The following is an 18,424-nucleotide window of genomic DNA, read 5'->3' as shown; positions in this document are numbered from 1 at the left end:
ACACGGTGCGGAGTTTGCGGGTGTTGCCGGGCTGACGAGCGCACACGCCCGGTGCCGTCCGGGGGCGCCGACGAACGGACGCCTCGTGGAGCGGTGAAGCCGACCGGCCCTGTCCCGGAGCCGTGCCGTACTGCGGTACCTGAGGTACCGAACCGACTGCTCTCCCGATGGCTGCGTCACCAGGCCACCGCGAGTGAGAGACGAGTGGGTAACTCGCTCGTCTGAGCTTAACCCGCCAGTAACGAGCGCGCCAGCCCCCGAGTTTGTGATGTACGTCCCGGCGCCTCACCGGTTTCTCTAGGCTCGGCGCCATGGACGAAGCGTTGCGATCACTCACGGAGCGTTTACGGACCGAGGCCGGGGCGTCGGCGGCGTACGACCGGCTCATGGCGACGGAGGACACTGACGAACTGGCCGCCGCGCTCACAGAACCGGGCCAGCCACTGTGGGTCCGGGAGCTGGTCGCCTTCCGGCTCGGCGTCGCCGGCGACCGGCGGGCCTTCGAGGCGCTCGTCCTGCTGCTCAACCACCGCGAGCCGCAGCGCTGCGCGTCCGCCTCCTATGCCCTGGCCCGGCTCGGCGACCCGCGTACGGCACGCGCGGCGGCCGCGCTCGCCACCAACGAACTGCGCGTCGCCTACGCGCTCCATCCGGTACGGCTCCTGGTCGAACTGCGCGCTCCCGAGGCCGTGCCCGCGCTGGTCACCACGCTGCGACGCAGACTGCGCCCGCACGACCCGTACCGCCGGGTCGCGCTCGCCTGCGTGGAAGGCCTGGGCGCGCTGGAGGACGCACGCGCGAGACCCGTGCTGAACGAGGCGCTGGCGCATCCGGCGCTCGCGGAGGCGGCGGTCCACGCGCTGGCGCGGCTGCCGAAGCCTTAGCTCAGCCGGGCCCGTCGTCGGCCGGCACCGCGCGTACCGCACCTCGGGCACCGCGACCCCGCCCACGTCGCAGTAGGGCCCGTGGCAAGCCCAGTCGATCATCTCAGCGTGCCGCTCCGTGACCAGGTCTCGCGGACCCGGAGCCCACTCACTCGCCCACCACCGCGTACGCCTCGATCTCCATCAGGAACTCGGGGCGGACCAGTGCGGCGACCTGGACGGCGGAAGCGGCCGGGAGTCGGTCGGCGTGTATGTGCGCGTCGCGGGCGGCGCGGATCGCGGGCATGTGGGCCATGTCCGTGACGAACAAGGTGAGTTTCACGACGTGGTCGAAGGTGGCCCCCGCGGCTGCGAGGCACCGGCGCAGGTTCTCGAAGACCTGATGGGCCTGTGCGTCCGGGTCGCCCTCGCCGACGAGCTTGCCGTCCTCGTCGAGGGCGAGTTGGCCCGAGACCGCGACGAAGCGGCCAGTACCGATCACGACGTGCGTGTACGCGGCGGCGGGGGCGACCCCGTCGGGGGCGGAAATGCGCGTCAGTTCACTCATGCGTCCATGGTGGAGCATGGGTCTGACAACGCCCCCGACGGGCCATCGCTCAGCGGGGGGTTCAGCCCCGGAAGCCGAGCAGTCCGTGCAGCGTCGAGCCGCTCGAGGAGGTGGACGCCGCCTTGGTCCTCAGCGGCTCCGGATCGGGCAGCGTCTTGCACACCGCGTCGACCTCGCCGCCGCTGCGCGGCACCTTGCCGTTGGCCAGATACGTCGCCAGGTACTTGTCCAGGCAGGCGTTGCCGCTCAGCGTGATGCCGTGGTTCCCGCCGCCCTGCTCGACCACCAGGCTGGAGCCGCGCAGTTGGTGGTGGACGGTGACGCCGCCCTCGTACGGAGTGGCCGCGTCGTTCGTGGCCTGGAAGAGCAGCACCGGCGGCAGGGCCTTGTTGGAGACGTTCACCGGATGGAGGGAGTCCGTCGGCCAGAAGGCGCACGGCGCGTTGTACCAGGCGTTGTTCCAGGCCATGAACGGCGCCTTGGCGTACACCGCCCAGTTGTCCTTGCGCCACTGGTTCCAGTCGCGCGGCCACGACGCGTCGCGGCACTGCACCGAGGTGTAGACGCTGTAGCCGTTGTCTCCCGAGGCGTCGACGGCGCCGAAGTTGCCGTACGCTTCGACGAGCGGGTCCGTGTTCTTGTCGTTCACATACGCCGCGAACGCCTCGGCGAGGTAGGGCCAGTATCCGTTGTAGTAGCCGCCGGGGATGAAGGTGTCCTCCAGCTCGGAGGCGCCGATCTTCTTCTCGGCGGGCTTCTTGGCGAGCGCCGCGCGCATCGCGTACCACTTGGCCTCGACCTTGGCCGGGTCGGTGCCGAGCTTGTACGTCGAGTTGTGCTTGGCGACCCACGCCAGGAACGCCAGGTGGCGGTCGTTGAAGGCGTAGTCCTGCCCGGTGTTGTCGTCGTACCAGACGCCGGTGGGGTCGACGATCGAGTCCAGAACCAGGCGGCGTACGCGGTGCGGATAGAGCTTCGCGTACACGGCGCCCAGGTAGGTGCCGTAGGAGTAGCCGAAGTAGTTGATCTTCTTGGCCCCGAGCGCGCCGCGGATCGAGTCCATGTCCTGGACCGCGCTCACCGTGTCCAGGTAGGGCAGCAGGCTCGCGTACTTCGTGCCGCACGCCTTGGCGAAGGCCTTGGCGCGGGCGAGGTTGGCCTTCTCGATGGCCCAGGTGCTCGGCACCGTGTCGGGGCGCACCGGCTTGAAGTGCCCGGGTTCACAGTCGAGGGCGGGCTTGCTCGCGCCGACGCCCCGCGGGTCGAAGCCGATGACGTCGTACTGCGCAGCCACGGTCTTCGGCAGTGCGGAGGCGACGAATCCGGCCAGCGTGAGCCCGCTGCCGCCGGGGCCGCCCGGGTTCACGAGCAGGGGGCCCTGGTATGTCTTCGCGGTGTGCGGGACGCGTGACAGGGCGAGAGTGATCCGCTCGCTGTGCGGATGCGAGTGGTCCAGTGGCACCTTCAGTGACGCGCATTGGAGCGTCGGATAGTCGCTGGTGCCGCACTTCTTCCAAGTGAGCTTCGCGGTCTGGGTGGTGCGCGGTGCGGTCGCGGAGCCGGCGTTCGCGTCGGCGGGGATCGACGTGATCATCCCGGCCAGCACGGCGGCTGCCCCGCACAGAGCAGCTGCGCGTTTCTTCACAAGGCCTCCCAGGACGGAGGATTTTGAGCCGTGCACGCCACGGCCTTCGCCGCATCGTCCCGGAAAGAGAGGCCGGAAGAACTTGTTCTGACAAGACTTGACCCGATTGAGTCGCGGGATGCGCTCGGATGCCGTCAGAGCAGTGTGAGCTGGGTCGGCTCCGGTGTAGGTGCCGCCGCCGGGGGCTCGGGTGCGCTGATCCTGCGCGGCATCCCCGCGCGCGTGGGACCGATGCCGTACTCCTGCGCCAGCTCATGGACCTGACGGGTGATCCGGCGCTGGTACCACTTCGGGGCGTAGGCGCCCTCCGCGTACAGCCGCTCGTAACGGCGTACGAGGTAGGGGTGGTGGTGCTCCAGCCAGGCCATGAACCATTCGCGGGCGCCGGGCCGCAGATGCAGCACCAGTGGGGTGACGGAGGTGGCCCCGGAGGCCGCGATCGCCTGCACGGTGGCGCGCAGCTGGGCCGGGTGATCGCCCAGGAAGGGGATCACGGGGGCCATCAGAACGCCGCAGCCGATGCCATGGTCCGTGAGGGTGCGCACGACGTCCAGGCGGCGCTCCGGCGCCGGGGTGCCCGGCTCGACGGTGCGCCACAGCTCGGGGTCCGTGAAGCCCACCGAGACGGAGATTCCGACGTCGGTGACCTCGGACGCCTGCTTCACGAGGTCGAGGTCACGCAGGATCAGCGTGCCCTTCGTCAGGATCGAGAAGGGGTTCGCGTGGTCGCGGAGGGCCGCGATGATGCCGGGCATCAGCCGGTAGCGGCCCTCTGCCCGCTGATAGCAGTCGACGTTGGTGCCCATCGCGATGTGCTCGCCCTGCCAGCGGCGCGAGGCGAGCTGGCGGCGCAGCAGGTCCGGCGCGTTGACCTTGACCACGATCTGGGAGTCGAAGTCGAGTCCGGTGTCGAGGTCCAGGTAGCTGTGCGTCTTGCGCGCGAAGCAGTACACACACGCGTGCGTGCACCCCCGATAAGGGTTGACCGTCCACTCGAAGGGCATGCGGGAGGCCCCCGGCACCCGGTTCACGATCGACCGGGCCCGGATCTCGTGGAAGGTGATCCCGCGGAACTCCGGGGTGTCGAAGGTACGGGTGGTCACCGCGTCCGCGCCGAACAGCGCGGCGTCCCGGACCGGGTCCCCGGCGGGGTCCACTGTGAGGTTGTCCCAGCGCATGACGCCTCCTCGGTAGCACTGGCCACAGAATAGAACACATGTTCCCTTGATCGTGCGACCTTGTTTCCGGCGCCCCCGTGCGGACACCTTCCGGGCCCTCGCGCGGACTCCTTCCCCGCCCCACGGGGACCCCGATTTGGGGGGTCGGCCCGCCTGGTGGTTGGCTGACCGCACACCCCCGAGGAACCAAGTGCTGGAGGAAGTGCCATGGCGCAGGTCGAGGCCACGACGGAACGGGTCATCGCGGCGGACGCGGAGGCGGTGTTCGACGCCCTGGCCGACTACAGCGGCACGCGCGCGAAGCTGCTGCCCGAGCACTTCAGCGAGTACGAGGTGCGCGAGGGCGGCGACGGCGAGGGCACACTCGTCCACTGGAAGCTCCAGGCCACCAGCAAGCGTGTCCGCGACTGCCTGCTCGAGGTGAGCGAGCCCACCGACGGCGAGCTCGTCGAGAAGGATCGCAACTCCTCTATGGTCACCACCTGGCGGGTCACCCCTGCCGGCGAGGGCAAGTCGCGCGTCGTGATCAGCACCGTCTGGAACGGCGCGAGCGGGATCGGCGGCTTCTTCGAGAAGACCTTCGCGCCCAAGGGCCTCAGCCGGATCTACGACGCGGTGCTCGCCAAGCTCGCCACCGAGGTCGAGAAGTAGCCCACGGGGTGACCGCGCCGGGCGCGCGGTCCAAGGGGTGACTCTCCAGGGGCTGTTGCGGCCTCACCGTTTCGAGTGGATCTCCCTGTCGCGCGAGGGTACGCCGTAACTCGTCGCGCTTACTCGCAGTTGTCGCGATAAGCGGGAATTGTGCGGTGGGCGCGACGAGGGGAGCGGGACGTGGGCGGGATCACTCTGGTGAAGGACGAACCGGCTGCCGCGCTCCCGCAGGAGTCCGCTCCCCAGACGGCCGAGCCCGCCCGACTGAGCCCGCGCCAGGTGCGGTTGGTCTTCTTGGGGCTCATGCTCGCGTTGCTGCTCGCCGCGCTGGACCAGATGATCGTGGCCACCGCGCTCCCGAAGATCGTCGGGGAGCTGCACGGCCTGGACAAGATGTCCTGGGCGATCACCGCCTACCTGCTCACCTCCACCGTCGGACTTCCGGTCTACGGCAAGTTCGGTGACCTCTTCGGTCGCAAGGGCGCCTTCCAGTTCGCGATCGCCGTCTTCGTCGTCGGCTCGGCGCTCGCCGGATGGTCGCGCACCATGGACCGGTTGATCGCCTTCCGCGCGATCCAGGGCGTCGGTGCGGGCGGCCTCATGATCGGCGTGCAGGCGATCATCGCGGACATCGTTCCGCCGCGCCAACGAGGCCGCTTCATGGGCCTGATCGGCGCCGCGTTCGGCCTCGCCTCGGTTGCCGGCCCTCTTCTGGGCGGCTATTTCACGGACCACCTCTCCTGGAGGTGGTGCTTCTACATCAACGTGCCTTTCGGCCTGGCCACGCTGGCCGTCGTCACCGTCGTACTGAAGCTGCCGAAGCCCACCGTCCGGGGGCGCCTCGACCTGCCCGGTGTGCTGCTCCTCGCCGCCGCCTCGACGTGCCTGGTCCTGCTGACCAGTTGGGGCGGCACCGAGTACGCGTGGGGCTCGCGGGTCATCCTGGGGCTCGCAGCGGGCGCGCTCGCCGCCACGCTGCTCTTCCTGCTCGCCGAGCACTTCGCCGCCGAACCCCTCATCCCGCTGCGGCTGTTCAGGGACGGCGTCTTCACCGTCACCGCGCTGGTGGGTCTGGTCATCGGCGTCGCCCTCTTCGGGGCCGCCAGTTATCTGCCCACCTTCCTGCAGATGGTCGACGGGGCCAGCGCCACCGAGTCCGGACTCCTGATGCTCCCCATGATGGGCGGAATCGTCGGCGCCTCGGTCGTCTCCGGGCAGCTCATCAGCCGCACCGGCCGCTACAAGGTCTACCCGCTCCTGGGCAGTGCCCTCTCCGCCCTCGGCATGTGGCTCCTGTCCCGCCTCGAAGTCGACACCCCCCGGCTGCACTACAGCATCTGGATGGCCGTGCTCGGCGCCGGCATCGGCATGGTGATGCCGGTCCTGATCCTCGCCGTGCAGAACTCCGTACGCCCCGCCGACCTCGGCACCGCGACCAGCGCCAACAACTACTTCCGGCAGATCGGCGGCAGCGTCGGAGCCGCCGTCTTCGGCACCCTCTTCGCCCGTCGGCTCACCGACGCACTCGCCGATCGTCTGCCCACGCGCGCGGGGACCGGCCTCCCGGACTCGAAGTCCCTCACCCCGCAACTCGTCCACGCGATGCCCGCCGCCCTGCGCGACGACTACATCGGCGCCTACGCGGACGCCATGCCGCGGATCTTTCTCTACCTGGTGCCGGTACTCGTCCTCGGCCTGCTCATCGCCTGCTTCCTCAAGGAGAAACCGCTGGTGTCCCACAACGCTCCCACCGCCGACCCGGAGGCCGCGCAGGTGAACGCCCATATCCCGAAGGCCCGTTCCGCCTACGCCGCCGGAATTCCCGTCTGCGGCACGGTGCAGCACCCCGACGGCACCGTCGTCCCGCGCGCCGCGCTCACCCTCATCGACATCGCGGGAGCGCAGATCGGGCGGGGCGCCAGCGGAGAGGACGGGCGGTACGCGCTGTCCACGCCCGGATCGGGGTCGTACGTCCTGATCGCCGCGGCCGGGGGCCACCAGCCGCAGGCCGTCTCGGTGACCGTCGGCGAACGCCCCGTGGAGCTGGACGTCGTACTCGGCGGCGCCGGACGCCTCGCCGGAAGCGTGCTGACCGCGGACGGCACCCCGGTGCGCGAGGCCACCGTCACGCTGACCAACGTGCATGGCGAGGTGGTCGCCAGCACGCGCAGCGGACGCGAAGGCGGCTATGTGATCGCCGAGTTGGTGGCGGGCGAGTACACCCTCGCCGCCAGCGCGCCCGCCTTCCGCCCCGCCGCGCTCCCCGTCAGCGTCCAGGCCTCCCGCGAGACCCGCCAGGACGTCGAACTCGCGGGCGGCGCCGTGCTGCGCGGCACCGTGCGGGCGGGCGGCGGACGCCCCGTCGAGGACGCGCGCGTGACGCTCCTGGACGCCGCGGGCAACGTGGTCGACACGCTCACCACCGGCGCAGACGGAACGTTCCGGTTCGTCGATCTCTCCTCCGGTGAGTACACAGTGATCGCGGCGGGCTACCCGCCCGTGGCCACCGTGCTCCAGGTCGCGGGCGGCGGCAGGACGGAACGGGATCTCCAACTCGGGCACGAGGACTGAACGTTGACTGATCGCTCGGCTGGGGCGCGCGTTCGATGCCGAGTCCTGCGCTCCGGAGCCGCCCCCCGGCGTGGGTAATTCCCGTATTGGCACACATGGCAGCCAGCCATCGCCGTACCGTGGTGGTGACGACGCAGATCTTGCGGAGCCGTGGGGAGAAAGGGCCTGGGCCATGAACCGTGGCACCGATGTGGGCGCACAACCCGGCCAAGGAGCCGGAGAAGGCGCTGTGCCGCAGCCCGTGGCGGCCGGCCGCATTCCGCTGGCCGTGGTCATCGTCGACCGTGGCGGGCTGGTGTCGCACTGGAGTACGGGCGCGCGGCGGCTGTTCGGTGCCGCCAGACAGGACGCACTCGGACGCCCGGCCGTCGACCTGCTCCCGGTCTCCGGAGCCCTCCCCGAGAACCTCGACGCCGAACCGTTGCTCGACGCGTTCGGGCCCTACGAGGCGTACGACGGGCTCGGCCCCGACCTCGAAGCCTCACTCGGCGGCGCTGCCTCCTACCCCGCGGCGGGCCGAGCCCGCGTCTCGGGTCCGGGGCGGGAGCGGCTCGACATTCTGTGGTGGGCCTACCCCCTGGTCGGCCCGGGTCCCGCGCGGCTCCTGGTCCTCGCGGCGGACGCGTCCCGCCTCCAGGCCGAGCGCGGCTACGAGGACGAGGCGGTCGAGCGCATCGCACCCGGCTTCGCCCGGTACACCGAGTTCCCCGTGTCGGACGAGCTCGCCAGGCGGCTGCCCGAGATCCTCCCGAACATGGGCCCGGACCTGAGCAGCCGTATCGTCGCGCAGGTCCTCGAACTCGGCTATCCCATCCTGGAGTTCAGCCAGTACGACCGAGTGCCCGTCACTCCTGACTGGGGCGTGCCGCGCCGTGCCGGCCGGCCCATCGTCCCCGCCCGGCCGCAGGAGTCGGCGCGGCCCGTCGTACCGGCCGGAGCCGAGCACGACCTGGAGTACGCCGCCGTCCGCGAGCGGCTGGAGTTCCTCAACGAGGTCAGCACCGGCATCGGCTCCTCGCTCGACCTGGGCGAGACCATCCGTGAGGTCACCAGTGCCGCGGTGCCCCGCTTCGCGGACTTCGCCGGTACACACCTGCGCGCGGCGGTGCTGGCGGGCGAGGGGTTCCCGGACGGCGCGCCGGACGCGACCACCGTATGGCACCGCGTCTGGGTGGAGCACAATGACGAGCCGGGCCGCTGGGACGACACCGTGCCGGTCGGCGAGGCCATCGCATTTCCCGAACACACGCCGTTCTTCAAGTGCATGAGCACCGGAGAGCCGGTACTGATCCCGCGGATCAGCGAGGAGATGGGCAACCGCATCTCCGGAGAGTTCGAGAAGCGCGATCTGCGGCCCCTCATCAACGGCCGCTCCATGCTCGTCGTACCGCTCAAGGCGCGCAATGTGGTGCTCGGCTTCATGGTGCTGATGCGCCGGGCCGACCGCGAAGCATTCGACGACATGGACCGCACGACGGGTGCCGAACTCGCCGCCCGCGCCGGCCTGGTGCTCGACAATGCCCGCATGTACACGTACCAGGAGAACGTCGCCGAGACTCTTCAGGACAGCATGCTGCCCCAGGTCGCCCCGCGCATGGCGGGCTGCGACATCGCGACGCGCTATCTGCCCGGCGCCCGCCTCGGCCGGGTCGGCGGCGACTGGTTCGACGCCATCAAACTGCCGGGGTCGCGCACCGCGCTGGTGGTCGGCGACGTCATGGGCCACGGCCTCAACTCAGCGGCGATGATGGGTCAGCTGCGCACGGCCGTTCAGACCATGGCCACCATGGAGACCCCGCCCACCCAGCTGCTGCGCAACCTCGACGACCTGGCCCGGCGGCTCGGTGAGAACTACCTCGCCACCTGCCTGTACGCCGTGTACGACCCCATCCTCGGCGAGCTCCAGATCTCCAACGCCGGACACATCCCGCCCGTACTGGTGCACGCCGAGGACGGCCGTAGCGAACTGCTCGACCTGCCCACCGGCGCCCCCATCGGCGTGGGTGGTGTTCCCTTCGAGACCGCGGTCGTGCGTGTCTCGCCGGGCGACCGGCTCGTGCTGTGCACCGACGGACTGGTGGAGGTGCGAGGAGCCGACATCGGTGACGGCCTCGCCGCTCTCTGCGAGTCCGCGGCGCATCCCGCGGCCTCGATGGACGATGCCTGCGACACCATCATCCGTGCCTTGAACACCCACGGCGGCCGCAAGGACGACGTCGCTCTGCTCATGGCCCGGCTCAATGGCATCCCGGCCGATGACGTCGCCGAATGGCAGCTCGCCCGGGATCCGCGTGAGGTGGCGCGGGCTCGACGGCTCGTCCGCGACGCGCTGCTCGGATGGGGGCTCGCCGACGCGGTGGAAACGGCGGAGCTGTTGGTCAGTGAGGTCGTCACCAATGCGGTACGGCATGCCGACGGCGCCGGTGTCGGGCTACGGCTGGTCCGCACCGACGCGCTGCTGTGCGAGGTCACCGACGACGAGCCGGCGCTGCCGGCACTGTTGAGCGCCGGTGTGTACGACGAGTCGGGCCGTGGGCTGCGCGTGGTCAGCAGGCTGGCACGCGAATGGGGTGCCAGCGCCTCGGGGCATCGCAAGATAGTTTGGTTCGAGCAGGTCCTGACGTCTCGACAGCGCCACCCCTGATCCCGGGGCGCACGACGCAGCGGGGTGCGCCCACTGGTGTGCGCGGTCTCGAATTTCCGGTGAAAGCAAGCTTGTTCCCCTTGCCTTGTACCCGGCCTTCGCGATATTCCGATCATGTCGCCGACCTTTGGGGAGCCCTCATGAACGTCTCGGAGGATTACCGGAATGCTTGGGAGAGTTACTGGCGGGAGACCTCCGACGCGCCCGGTGAGGCGATCTGGGACGCCGCTCCGTCGCTGACCGCGGTGCCGCACAGCGAGTTGTTGCTGCCGCACGCGGATCCAGCACGCACGATCGTTGATCTGGGCTGTGGAAACGGCACCCAGACGCGGTATCTCGCCACCCGCTTCGCGCGTGCGGTCGGCGTCGACCTCTCGCATGCCGCCATCGAGCACGCGCGACGCGCCGGCAACGACGCCGCGGTGGAGTTCGAGCAGCTCGACCTGACGGACGACGAGGCGGTGCGCCGCGTGCACGCCCGGCTCGGCGACAGTCACGTCTACATGCGCGCCGTCATCCACCAGAGCGAACCGCCCGCCCGTGCCGCGGTGGCCGCGGCCGTCGCGCAGATCATCGGCGCGCAGGGGCGTGCCTTCGTGGTGGAACTGACGGCGGACTCGCGCCAGGTGCTGCGGAGGGCCGCGGAGGGCCCCGGCGGGCCGCCGCCCAAACTGCGCCGGGTCTTCGATCACGGGCTGAAGCCCGCCGATGCCGCCGACGGGGAGATCCCGCAGTTGCTGCAGGAGGCCGGACTGGAGATTCTCGCCAGCGGCGACACGGCGCTTCCGCAGACGGAGCACATGGCGGACGGCACCCGCATCGACCTTCCGGCACGCTGGTTCGTCCTGGCGGGGCGTAGCGCGACACGGTGAGGAGTTATCCACAGGCCTGGTCGCCGCTCGGCGGATGCGCGTACGGTTTCGAGGCATGAAGATCCTCATCAGCGCCGACATGGAAGGCGCCACGGGTGTGACCTGGCCGGCCGACGTGTTGCCGGGGACTGAGCAGTGGGAGCGGTGCCGCTCCATGTTCACCTCGGACGTCAACGCCGCCGTCCTCGGCTTCTTCGACGGCGGCGCCGACGAGGTGCTGATCAACGAGGCTCACTGGACCATGCGGAACCTCCTGCTGGAACGGCTCGATGAGCGAGCGGAGATGCTCACCGGGCGGCACAAGTCACTGTCCATGGTGGAGGGCGTGCAGCACGACGACGTGGACGGCATCGCGTTCGTCGGCTATCACGCGGGCGCCGGCATGGAGGGCGTCCTCGCGCACACCTATCTGGCGAACTCCATCACCGGCGTGTGGGTGAACGACACACGTGCCAGTGAGGGGCTGCTCAACGCGCACGTCGTCGCCGAGTACGGGGTTCCGGTCGTCCTCGTCACCGGCGACGACGTGGCCTGCGAAGACGCGCTGGGGTACGCGCCGGGGGCGCTGAAGGTCGCCGTCAAGGACCATGTGTCGCGTTACGCGGCCGTGTGCCGTACGCCGTCCAGGACCGCTGCCGACATCCGGGGCGCCGCCAAGGAGGCCGCGTCACTGGCGGTGCGTCACGAACCGGTCGTCGGCGGCCCGTTCACCATCGCCCTGGAGTTCGACGCCGAGCATCTGTCGATGGCCGCCACCGTCGTGCCCGGCGTCGACTGTGTCGGGGAGCGGAAGGTGGCGTACACCAGCGACACCATGTACGAGGGGATTCGCACCTTCAAGGCGGTCACCACGATCGTCTCGGCCGCGGTGGAGGAGCAGTATGGCTGACGCACTGGCTCTCGACGAAGTCGTACGGTTCACCTCCGACCTCATCCGCGTCGACACCACCAACCGCGGTGGCGGGGACTGCCAGGAGCGCCCTGCCGCCGAGTACGCCGCCGCACGACTGGCGGAAGCGGGCCTCGAGCCCACGCTTCTGGAGCGCACGAAGGGGCGTACCAACGTCGTGGCCCGCGTCGAGGGCACCGATCCGTCCGCCGACGCGCTGCTCGTGCACGGCCATCTGGACGTCGTGCCCGCCCAGGCGGAGGAGTGGAGCGTGCACCCTTTCTCCGGGGAGATCCGCGACGGCGTGGTCTGGGGGCGCGGCGCGGTCGACATGAAGAACATGGACGCGATGATCCTGGCCGTCGTCCGCGCGTGGGCACGCGACGGGGTGCGGCCTCGCCGGGACATCGTCATCGCGTTCACCGCCGACGAGGAGGCGAGCGCCGAGGACGGTTCGGGGTTCCTCACCGAGGAGCACCCCGCTCTCTTCGAGGGCTGTACCGAGGGCATCGGCGAGTCGGGCGCCTTCACCTTCCATGACGGCGCGGGCGGACAGCTGTATCCGATCGCGGCGGGTGAGCGCGGCACCGGCTGGCTCAAACTCACCGCACGCGGGCGGGCGGGGCACGGCTCCAAGGTGAACCCGAGCAACGCGGTGACGAACGTGGCCGCCGCGATCACCCGGATCGGGGAGTACGAGTGGCCCCTGCGGCTCACCCCGACCGTGCGGGCGGCACTGACCGAACTCGCGGATTTCTACGGCATCGACGGCGCCTTGGACCAGGTGGACGTCCTGCTGAACAAACTCGGTCCGGCGGCCGCGCTCGTCGAGTCGACCGTGCGCAACAGCGCCAACCCGACCATGCTCGACGCCGGCTACAAGATCAACGTGATTCCGGGGGAGGCCGTCGCGTACGTGGACGGCAGATATCTGCCCGGCGGCGAGGACGAGTTCCGCACGACTCTTGACCGGCTGACCGGACCGGACGTGGAGTGGGAGTTCCAGCATCGCGAGGTGGCCCTGCAGGCGCCGGTGGACTCGGCGACGTACGCGCGGATGCGTGCGGCGGTCGAGGAGTTCGCGCCCGAGGGCCATGTGGTGCCGTACTGCATGTCGGGCGGCACGGACGCCAAGCAGTTCTCGCGCCTCGGGATCACCGGATACGGATTCGCGCCGCTGAAGCTCCCGGAGGGCTTCGACTACCAGGCCCTCTTCCACGGCGTCGACGAGCGCGTTCCGGTCGAGGCGCTCCACTTCGGCGTCCGCGTCCTCGACCGCTTTCTGCGCACGGCCTAGGGGGACGAGATGCAGACCTTGGTGTACGGTTCGTGGCCCTCGCCGATCGACGCGAGGCTCGCCGCCGCGCACGACGGGCACCCCGAGTTCGTGGGCTTCGTCGGCGACGAGGCCTGGTGGACCGAGCCCCGGCCCACCGAGGGCGGCCGGCGCACGCTGGTGCGGCGCAAGGTGGACGGCACGGAGGAGTCGGTGCTGCCGGCCCCGTGGAACGTACGCAGCCGCGTCATCGAGTACGGCGGTCACCCGTGGGCCGGGGTCATGCGCGCCGAGGGCCCCTTGGTGGTCTTCGTCAACTTCGCCGATCAGCGGCTGTATCGCTACGAGGCGGGTGGCGAACCGCGCCCGCTGACCCCCGTGTCGCCCGTGGGCGGCGGACTGCGCTGGGTGGAACCGCGGCTGCTGGCGGAGCGGGGTGAGGTGTGGTGCGTCCTCGAGGAGTTCACCGGGGACGGGCCGACCGACGTACGACGGGTCCTCGCCGCGGTGCCGTTGGACGGATCGGCGGAGCAGGACCGGGACGCCGTGCGGGAACTGACCGACGGGCGGCACCGGTTCATCACCGGGCCCCGGCTCTCGCCCGACGGCCGCCAGGCGGCCTGGCTCGCCTGGGACCATCCGCGGATGCCGTGGGACGGCACGGAGGTGGTCCTCGCGGACGTGACCGAGGACGGCACACTGCGCGAGCAGCGATGCGTCGCCGGCGGACCCGAGGAGTCCGTCGCCCAGGTCGACTGGGCACCCGACGGCACCCTGCTGTACTGCGGTGACCGCACCGGCTGGTGGAATCTGTACCGGCTCGGCCCAGACGGCGGGGAAACGGCCCTGTGCCCGCGCGAGGAGGAGTTCGGCGGGGCGCTGTGGCGGATCGGGTACCGCTGGTTCGCGCCGCTGGACGGCGGGCTCATCGCCGTCGTGCACGGACGGGGCTCGACCGCCCTCGGGATACTGGATCCGGAGACCTGTGAGGTCGTCGACGCGGCGGGCCCCTGGACCGAGTTCGCCCCCACGCTCGCCGCGCACGGCAGCAGGATCGTGGCCGTCGGTGCCAGCCCCCGCAGCGCCTACGAGGTCGTCGAGCTGGACGCCCGCCCCCACGCTCGAACGAGCTCGGGCGGGGGGACCCCCATCGGCCGGGCCCGGGTGATCGGCGCCGCGCACGACGACCCGGTGGATCCCACGTACTATCCCGAGCCGCAGATCCGCACGTTCACCGGCCCGGCAGGACGCGAGATCCACGCGCACATCTATCCACCGCACCACCCCGACCACGTGACCCGAGGCGACGAGCTGCCGCCGTACGTCGTGTGGGCGCACGGCGGCCCCACCGGCCGTGCGCCCCTCGTGCTCGATCTGGAGATCGCCTACTTCACCTCGCGCGGGATCGGCGTCGCGGAGGTCAACTACGGGGGCTCGACGGGACACGGGCGGGAGTACCGCAACCGGCTGCGCGAGCAGTGGGGCGTCGTCGACGTCGAGGACTGCGCGGCCGTCGCGCTCGCGCTCGCCGAGGAGGGCACCGCCGACCGCCGGCGGCTCGCCATCCGCGGGGGCAGCGCGGGCGGCTGGACGACGGCCGCGTCCCTGACGAGCACCGACGTGTACGCCTGCGGCACGATCCTCTATCCGATCCTCGACCTCGCCGAATGGGGCTCGGGACAGACCCATGACTTCGAGTCGCAGTACCTGGAGACGCTGGTCGGGCCGCTCACCGAGGTGCCGGGACGGTACGCGGAGCGGTCGCCCACCGAGCACGCCGACCGGGTCGCCGCGCCCTTCCTGCTGCTCCAGGGCCTCGACGACGTCATCTGCCCGCCCGTGCAGTGCGAGCGGTTCCTGGCCAGGCTGGAGGGGGAGGGCAGACGTGTTCCGCACGCCTACATCGCCTTCGAGGGCGAGGGGCACGGCTTCAGGCGGGCCGAGACCATGGTGCGGGCCCTGGAGTCGGAACTCTCGCTGTACGCACAGGTCTTCGGGCTGAACCCGCCCGGTATCCCCACCTTGGAGCTCGCCAAGTGAAGGCGTCCGCCCAGGAAACGGAGCACACCGAGTGACCCCACCGACCCCTTTGACCCGACCCGCGCGGCTCGCCGCCGGGGCCCGCGTCGCCGTTGTCGCGCCCAGCGGGCCGGTGCCCGAGGAGCGGCTCCAGGCCGGCCTGGACATCCTGCGCGGCTGGGATCTCGACCCGGTGGTGGCACCCCACGTCCTGGACCGGCACGCCGACTTCGACTACCTGGCGGGCGCTGACGCGGACCGGGCTGCCGACTTCCAGGCCGCCTGGTGCGACCCGGAGGTGGCCGCGGTGCTGTGCGCCCGCGGGGGCTACGGCGTGCAGCGCATGGTCGAGCTCCTGGACTGGGACGCCATACGCGCCGCGGGTCCCAAGGTGTTCCTCGGGTTCAGCGACATCACGGCACTGCACGAGGCGCTCGCCACCCGCGCCGGGCTGGTGACCCTGCACGGGCCGATGGTGGCGGCCGTCGACTTCCTCAAGAACGCGCGGGCGCAGGAGCACCTGCGGGCGACGCTCTTCGAACCGGAGACGGTACGCACCATCGCCTCGTCCGGCCGCGGTCCCGCCCTCGTGCCCGGGCGCGCCCGGGGTGTCCTGCTCGGCGGGTGCCTGTGTCTGCTCGCCGCGGACCTGGGCACCCCCCACGCACGCCCGTCCGCGCGGGGCGGCCTGCTCTGTCTGGAGGACGTGGGCGAGGAGACGTACCGTCTCGACCGGTATGTGACCCAACTGCTGCGCGCCGGATGGTTCGACGGGGTCGCCGGAATCCTGCTCGGTTCCTGGGCGGAGTGCGCGCCCTACGAGGAGGTGCGGGCGCTGCTGGCCGACCGGCTCGGCGGCCTTGGAGTGCCGATCGTGGAGGAGTTCGGGTTCGGACACGGGGAGGGCGCGCTGACGATCCCCTTCGGAGTCGTGGCCGAACTGGACGCGTGTGCGGGGACGCTGACGCTGGAGGAGTCCGCGCTCGCCTGAGAGCGCCGCTCACTGAATATCTGTCAAGAAACACCCCGCACGGTGATTGACCGTCATATGACACGTGTCACAACATGACTACCGGCCGGTAAGTATCGGTCCGTACTCGGGTTGTCCTCAGTGTGGAGGTCTACGTGTCGCGTCGCTCGCGTGTGTCCAGATCCCGTGCCCCGCTCGCCCTGGCCCTCGGCGCCGCGCTGACGGCGCCGCTCGCGTTCACCGCGCCAGCCGCCTCGGCCACGGGTCAATACACCGTCACGGCACTGAAGTTCACGGTCCAGGTCGAGGGCCGCAGCTGCACGGTCGACGCCGATCTGTACCGGCCCACGGGCGTGGACCGCGATCACACCGCGCCCGCCGTGCTCGCCACCAACGGCTTCGGCGGAAGCAAGTCGGACGGTTCGACGGACGCGATCGGCAAGGCGTTCGCGACCCGCGGCTATGTGGGCCTCGTCTACTCCGGGCTCGGCTTCGGCAGGTCGGGCTGTCTGATCTCCCTCGACGACCCGCGCATCGACGGCGTCGCCGCGTCCCGGCTCGTCGACTTCCTGGCGGGCACGCGCGCCGCCGACGACGGCACCAAGGCCGACTACGTCACCCGGGACGGCAAGGGCGACCCGCGCGTCGGCATGATCGGCGGCTCCTACGGGGGCGCCGTCCAGATGGCCACCGCCGCCGTGGACCACCGCGTCGACGCGCTCGTCCCATTGATCACCTGGAACGACCTGGCGTACTCGCTGGACCCCAACAATGTCGTCGGCGCGAGTGAGGTGCCCGGCGCCTTCAAATGGCAGTGGGCCAACGGCTTCTATCTGATCGGCGAGAGCCAGCCGCTCACCGCGCCGAACCTCGACCCCTCCCGCATCAACTCCCTGGCCTGCCTGCACTTCGTGACCGACGCCTGTGAGACGGTGCGGACCCTGAACTCGGGAAGCTACCCGGCCGCCAGGACCAGAACGCTGCTCCGCTACGCGCGCAGCGTCTCGCCCGTCTCGTATCTGAGGAACGTCCAGGCGCCCACCCTCCTCGTCCAGGGACAGTCCGACAGCCTCTTCAATCTGAACGAGGCGACGGCGACGTACAAGACCCTCAAGGCGCAGGGCACCACGACCAAGTTGATCTGGCAGTCGTGGGGGCACAGCGGCGGCCTCACCGACCCGGCGAGCGGGGAACTCAGCCTGAGCCAGGGCAACTTGGAGACCAGCTACGTCGGCCGGCGGATCCTCGCCTGGTTCGACCGCTACCTCCAGCACCGCGAGGGAGTCGACACGGGACCGGCGTTCGCGTACTACCGCGACTGGATCGCCGACCCGAACAGCACCTACGCCACCGCATCCAGGGTGCCCGCGCTCAGCCAGAAGCTCTACCTTTCCGGGGACGGCAAGCTCGTCGACAACCGTAAAAAGGTGGCGCGCGGCAGCCGGGAGTACCGCAACTCGCTGGTGCCCACGAGCCACTCCGAGAGCTCTCTCGCCGGGATCGTCGGGCTGCCCGACCCGGCGCCGTACGACACCGAGGGGACGTACCTCGGCTGGACGAGCGAGCCGCTGAGCCGGTCGGTCGAGGTCGTCGGCGCGCCCCGGGTCACGCTGAGGGTCGACTCGCCGGAGGTCGAGCGGGTGCAGGCTTCGGGCAACGCCGCCGACAGACTGGTCCTGTTCGCCAAGCTGTACGACGTGGCGCCCGACGGCACCAAGACGCTGGTGCACCGGCTCGTGGCGCCGGTGCGGGTGCCGGACGTGACCAAGAGGTTCGCGGTCACCCTGCCGGGGATCGTGCACCGGTACGAGGCGGGGCACCGGCTCCAGTTCGTCGTCGCCGCCAGTGACGACGCCTACCTCGGCAACAAGGGGGTGAAGCCGGTGACCGTCACCAGCGCGCCGGGGGACACCGGCACCCTGGAGCTGCCGGTCGCGCCGGACTGAACGCCCGTCGCGCCCGGGATCACCCGGAGGCACCTTCCACCGCGCGGGCCGGCACCTCGCGGCTCATGCTGAGCGCATGAGCCCGAAGACGTCCCAGAGTGCCGGCGCGAGCGGTGGCAAGAGCAGCGGCGGGCTGCTGGCGCCGGGCAGGGCCAGTGTCGCGGCGCTGGCCCTCCTTGCCCTGATCTTCGTCTTCGAGAACACCCGTAGCACCAAGATCCGGCTGTTCATTCCCGAGGTGACCGTGCCGCTGTGGATGGCACTGCTCGGCACCGGAGCCATCGGCGGGCTGTGCGGCGCCTACGCGAGGAAGCGCAGAGGCTGAAAGCCTG

14 protein-coding genes are annotated in these 18,424 nt (G+C 70.6%); 11 read left to right on the top strand and 3 right to left on the bottom strand.

The features are described from left to right. The first annotated feature begins 311 nt into the window (after window positions 1-311). Complete coding sequence (locus tag AB0D27_RS27785; protein ID WP_362514171.1) at window positions 312-884, top strand: adenylosuccinate lyase; 573 nt, start codon at window positions 312-314, stop codon at window positions 882-884. Between the two features lie 148 nt (window positions 885-1,032). Here AB0D27_RS27785 and AB0D27_RS27780 read toward each other — a convergent pair whose 3' ends face one another. From AB0D27_RS27780 to AB0D27_RS27770, 3 genes are all read right to left on the bottom strand, one after another. Further along, complete coding sequence (locus tag AB0D27_RS27780; RefSeq protein WP_362514168.1) at window positions 1,033-1,431, bottom strand: RidA family protein; 399 nt, start codon at window positions 1,429-1,431, stop codon at window positions 1,033-1,035. Window positions 1,432-1,492: 61 nt separating this feature from the next. After that, window positions 1,493-3,076: an alpha/beta hydrolase gene (locus tag AB0D27_RS27775; RefSeq protein WP_362514165.1), complete on the bottom strand. Its 1,584-nt coding sequence runs from the start codon at window positions 3,074-3,076 to the stop codon at window positions 1,493-1,495. A 134-nt stretch (window positions 3,077-3,210) separates the two neighbouring features. Next, window positions 3,211-4,254 carry an Rv2578c family radical SAM protein gene (locus AB0D27_RS27770; RefSeq protein ID WP_362514162.1) on the bottom strand — a complete coding sequence of 348 codons (1,044 nt, stop codon included), beginning with the start codon at window positions 4,252-4,254 and terminating at the stop codon, window positions 3,211-3,213. Between the two features lie 207 nt (window positions 4,255-4,461). Here AB0D27_RS27770 and AB0D27_RS27765 point away from each other — a divergent pair, with 207 nt between their 5' ends. The 10 genes from AB0D27_RS27765 (at window position 4,462) to AB0D27_RS27720 (ending at window position 18,417) form a co-directional block, all read left to right on the top strand. Then, on the top strand, window positions 4,462-4,905 hold the full coding sequence (locus AB0D27_RS27765; RefSeq protein ID WP_362514159.1) for an SRPBCC family protein: 444 nt from the start codon (window positions 4,462-4,464) through the stop codon (window positions 4,903-4,905). Window positions 4,906-5,085: 180 nt separating this feature from the next. Beyond that, window positions 5,086-7,476, top strand: coding sequence for an MFS transporter (locus AB0D27_RS27760; protein WP_362514156.1), 2,391 nt, complete (start codon window positions 5,086-5,088; stop codon window positions 7,474-7,476). Window positions 7,477-7,648: 172 nt separating this feature from the next. Next, entirely contained in the window at window positions 7,649-10,120 is a 2,472-nt protein-coding gene (locus tag AB0D27_RS27755) for a SpoIIE family protein phosphatase (protein ID WP_362514153.1), read from the top strand. Between the two features lie 140 nt (window positions 10,121-10,260). Then, on the top strand, window positions 10,261-10,992 hold the full coding sequence (locus tag AB0D27_RS27750; RefSeq protein ID WP_362514151.1) for a class I SAM-dependent methyltransferase: 732 nt from the start codon (window positions 10,261-10,263) through the stop codon (window positions 10,990-10,992). Window positions 10,993-11,047: 55 nt separating this feature from the next. Beyond that, on the top strand, window positions 11,048-11,881 hold the full coding sequence (locus AB0D27_RS27745) for a M55 family metallopeptidase (RefSeq protein ID WP_362514148.1): 834 nt from the start codon (window positions 11,048-11,050) through the stop codon (window positions 11,879-11,881). Beyond that, complete coding sequence (locus tag AB0D27_RS27740) at window positions 11,874-13,178, top strand: M20/M25/M40 family metallo-hydrolase (RefSeq protein WP_362514145.1); 1,305 nt, start codon at window positions 11,874-11,876, stop codon at window positions 13,176-13,178. Before AB0D27_RS27745 ends, AB0D27_RS27740 begins: the two co-directional genes overlap by 8 nt. 9 nt (window positions 13,179-13,187) lie before the next feature. Next, window positions 13,188-15,197, top strand: coding sequence for a prolyl oligopeptidase family serine peptidase (locus AB0D27_RS27735; RefSeq protein WP_362514142.1), 2,010 nt, complete (start codon window positions 13,188-13,190; stop codon window positions 15,195-15,197). A 31-nt stretch (window positions 15,198-15,228) separates the two neighbouring features. After that, entirely contained in the window at window positions 15,229-16,167 is a 939-nt protein-coding gene (locus AB0D27_RS27730) for an LD-carboxypeptidase (protein ID WP_362514139.1), read from the top strand. 152 nt (window positions 16,168-16,319) lie between these two features. Then, window positions 16,320-18,092 (top strand): CocE/NonD family hydrolase, encoded by a 1,773-nt coding sequence (locus AB0D27_RS27725; RefSeq protein ID WP_362514136.1) that lies wholly within the window; start codon window positions 16,320-16,322, stop codon window positions 18,090-18,092. Between the two features lie 76 nt (window positions 18,093-18,168). Continuing rightward, window positions 18,169-18,417 (top strand): DUF1049 domain-containing protein, encoded by a 249-nt coding sequence (locus AB0D27_RS27720; protein WP_362514133.1) that lies wholly within the window; start codon window positions 18,169-18,171, stop codon window positions 18,415-18,417. Window positions 18,418-18,424: the final 7 nt, after the last annotated feature.

Origin of the sequence: Streptomyces sp. NPDC048415 (genome assembly GCF_040651675.1) — a bacterium.
In the GTDB taxonomy this organism is placed as follows: Bacteria; Actinomycetota; Actinomycetes; order Streptomycetales; family Streptomycetaceae; genus Streptomyces.
The sequence above is the reverse complement of the archived record's forward strand: the minus strand, read 5'-3'. Positions and strand labels throughout refer to the sequence as shown.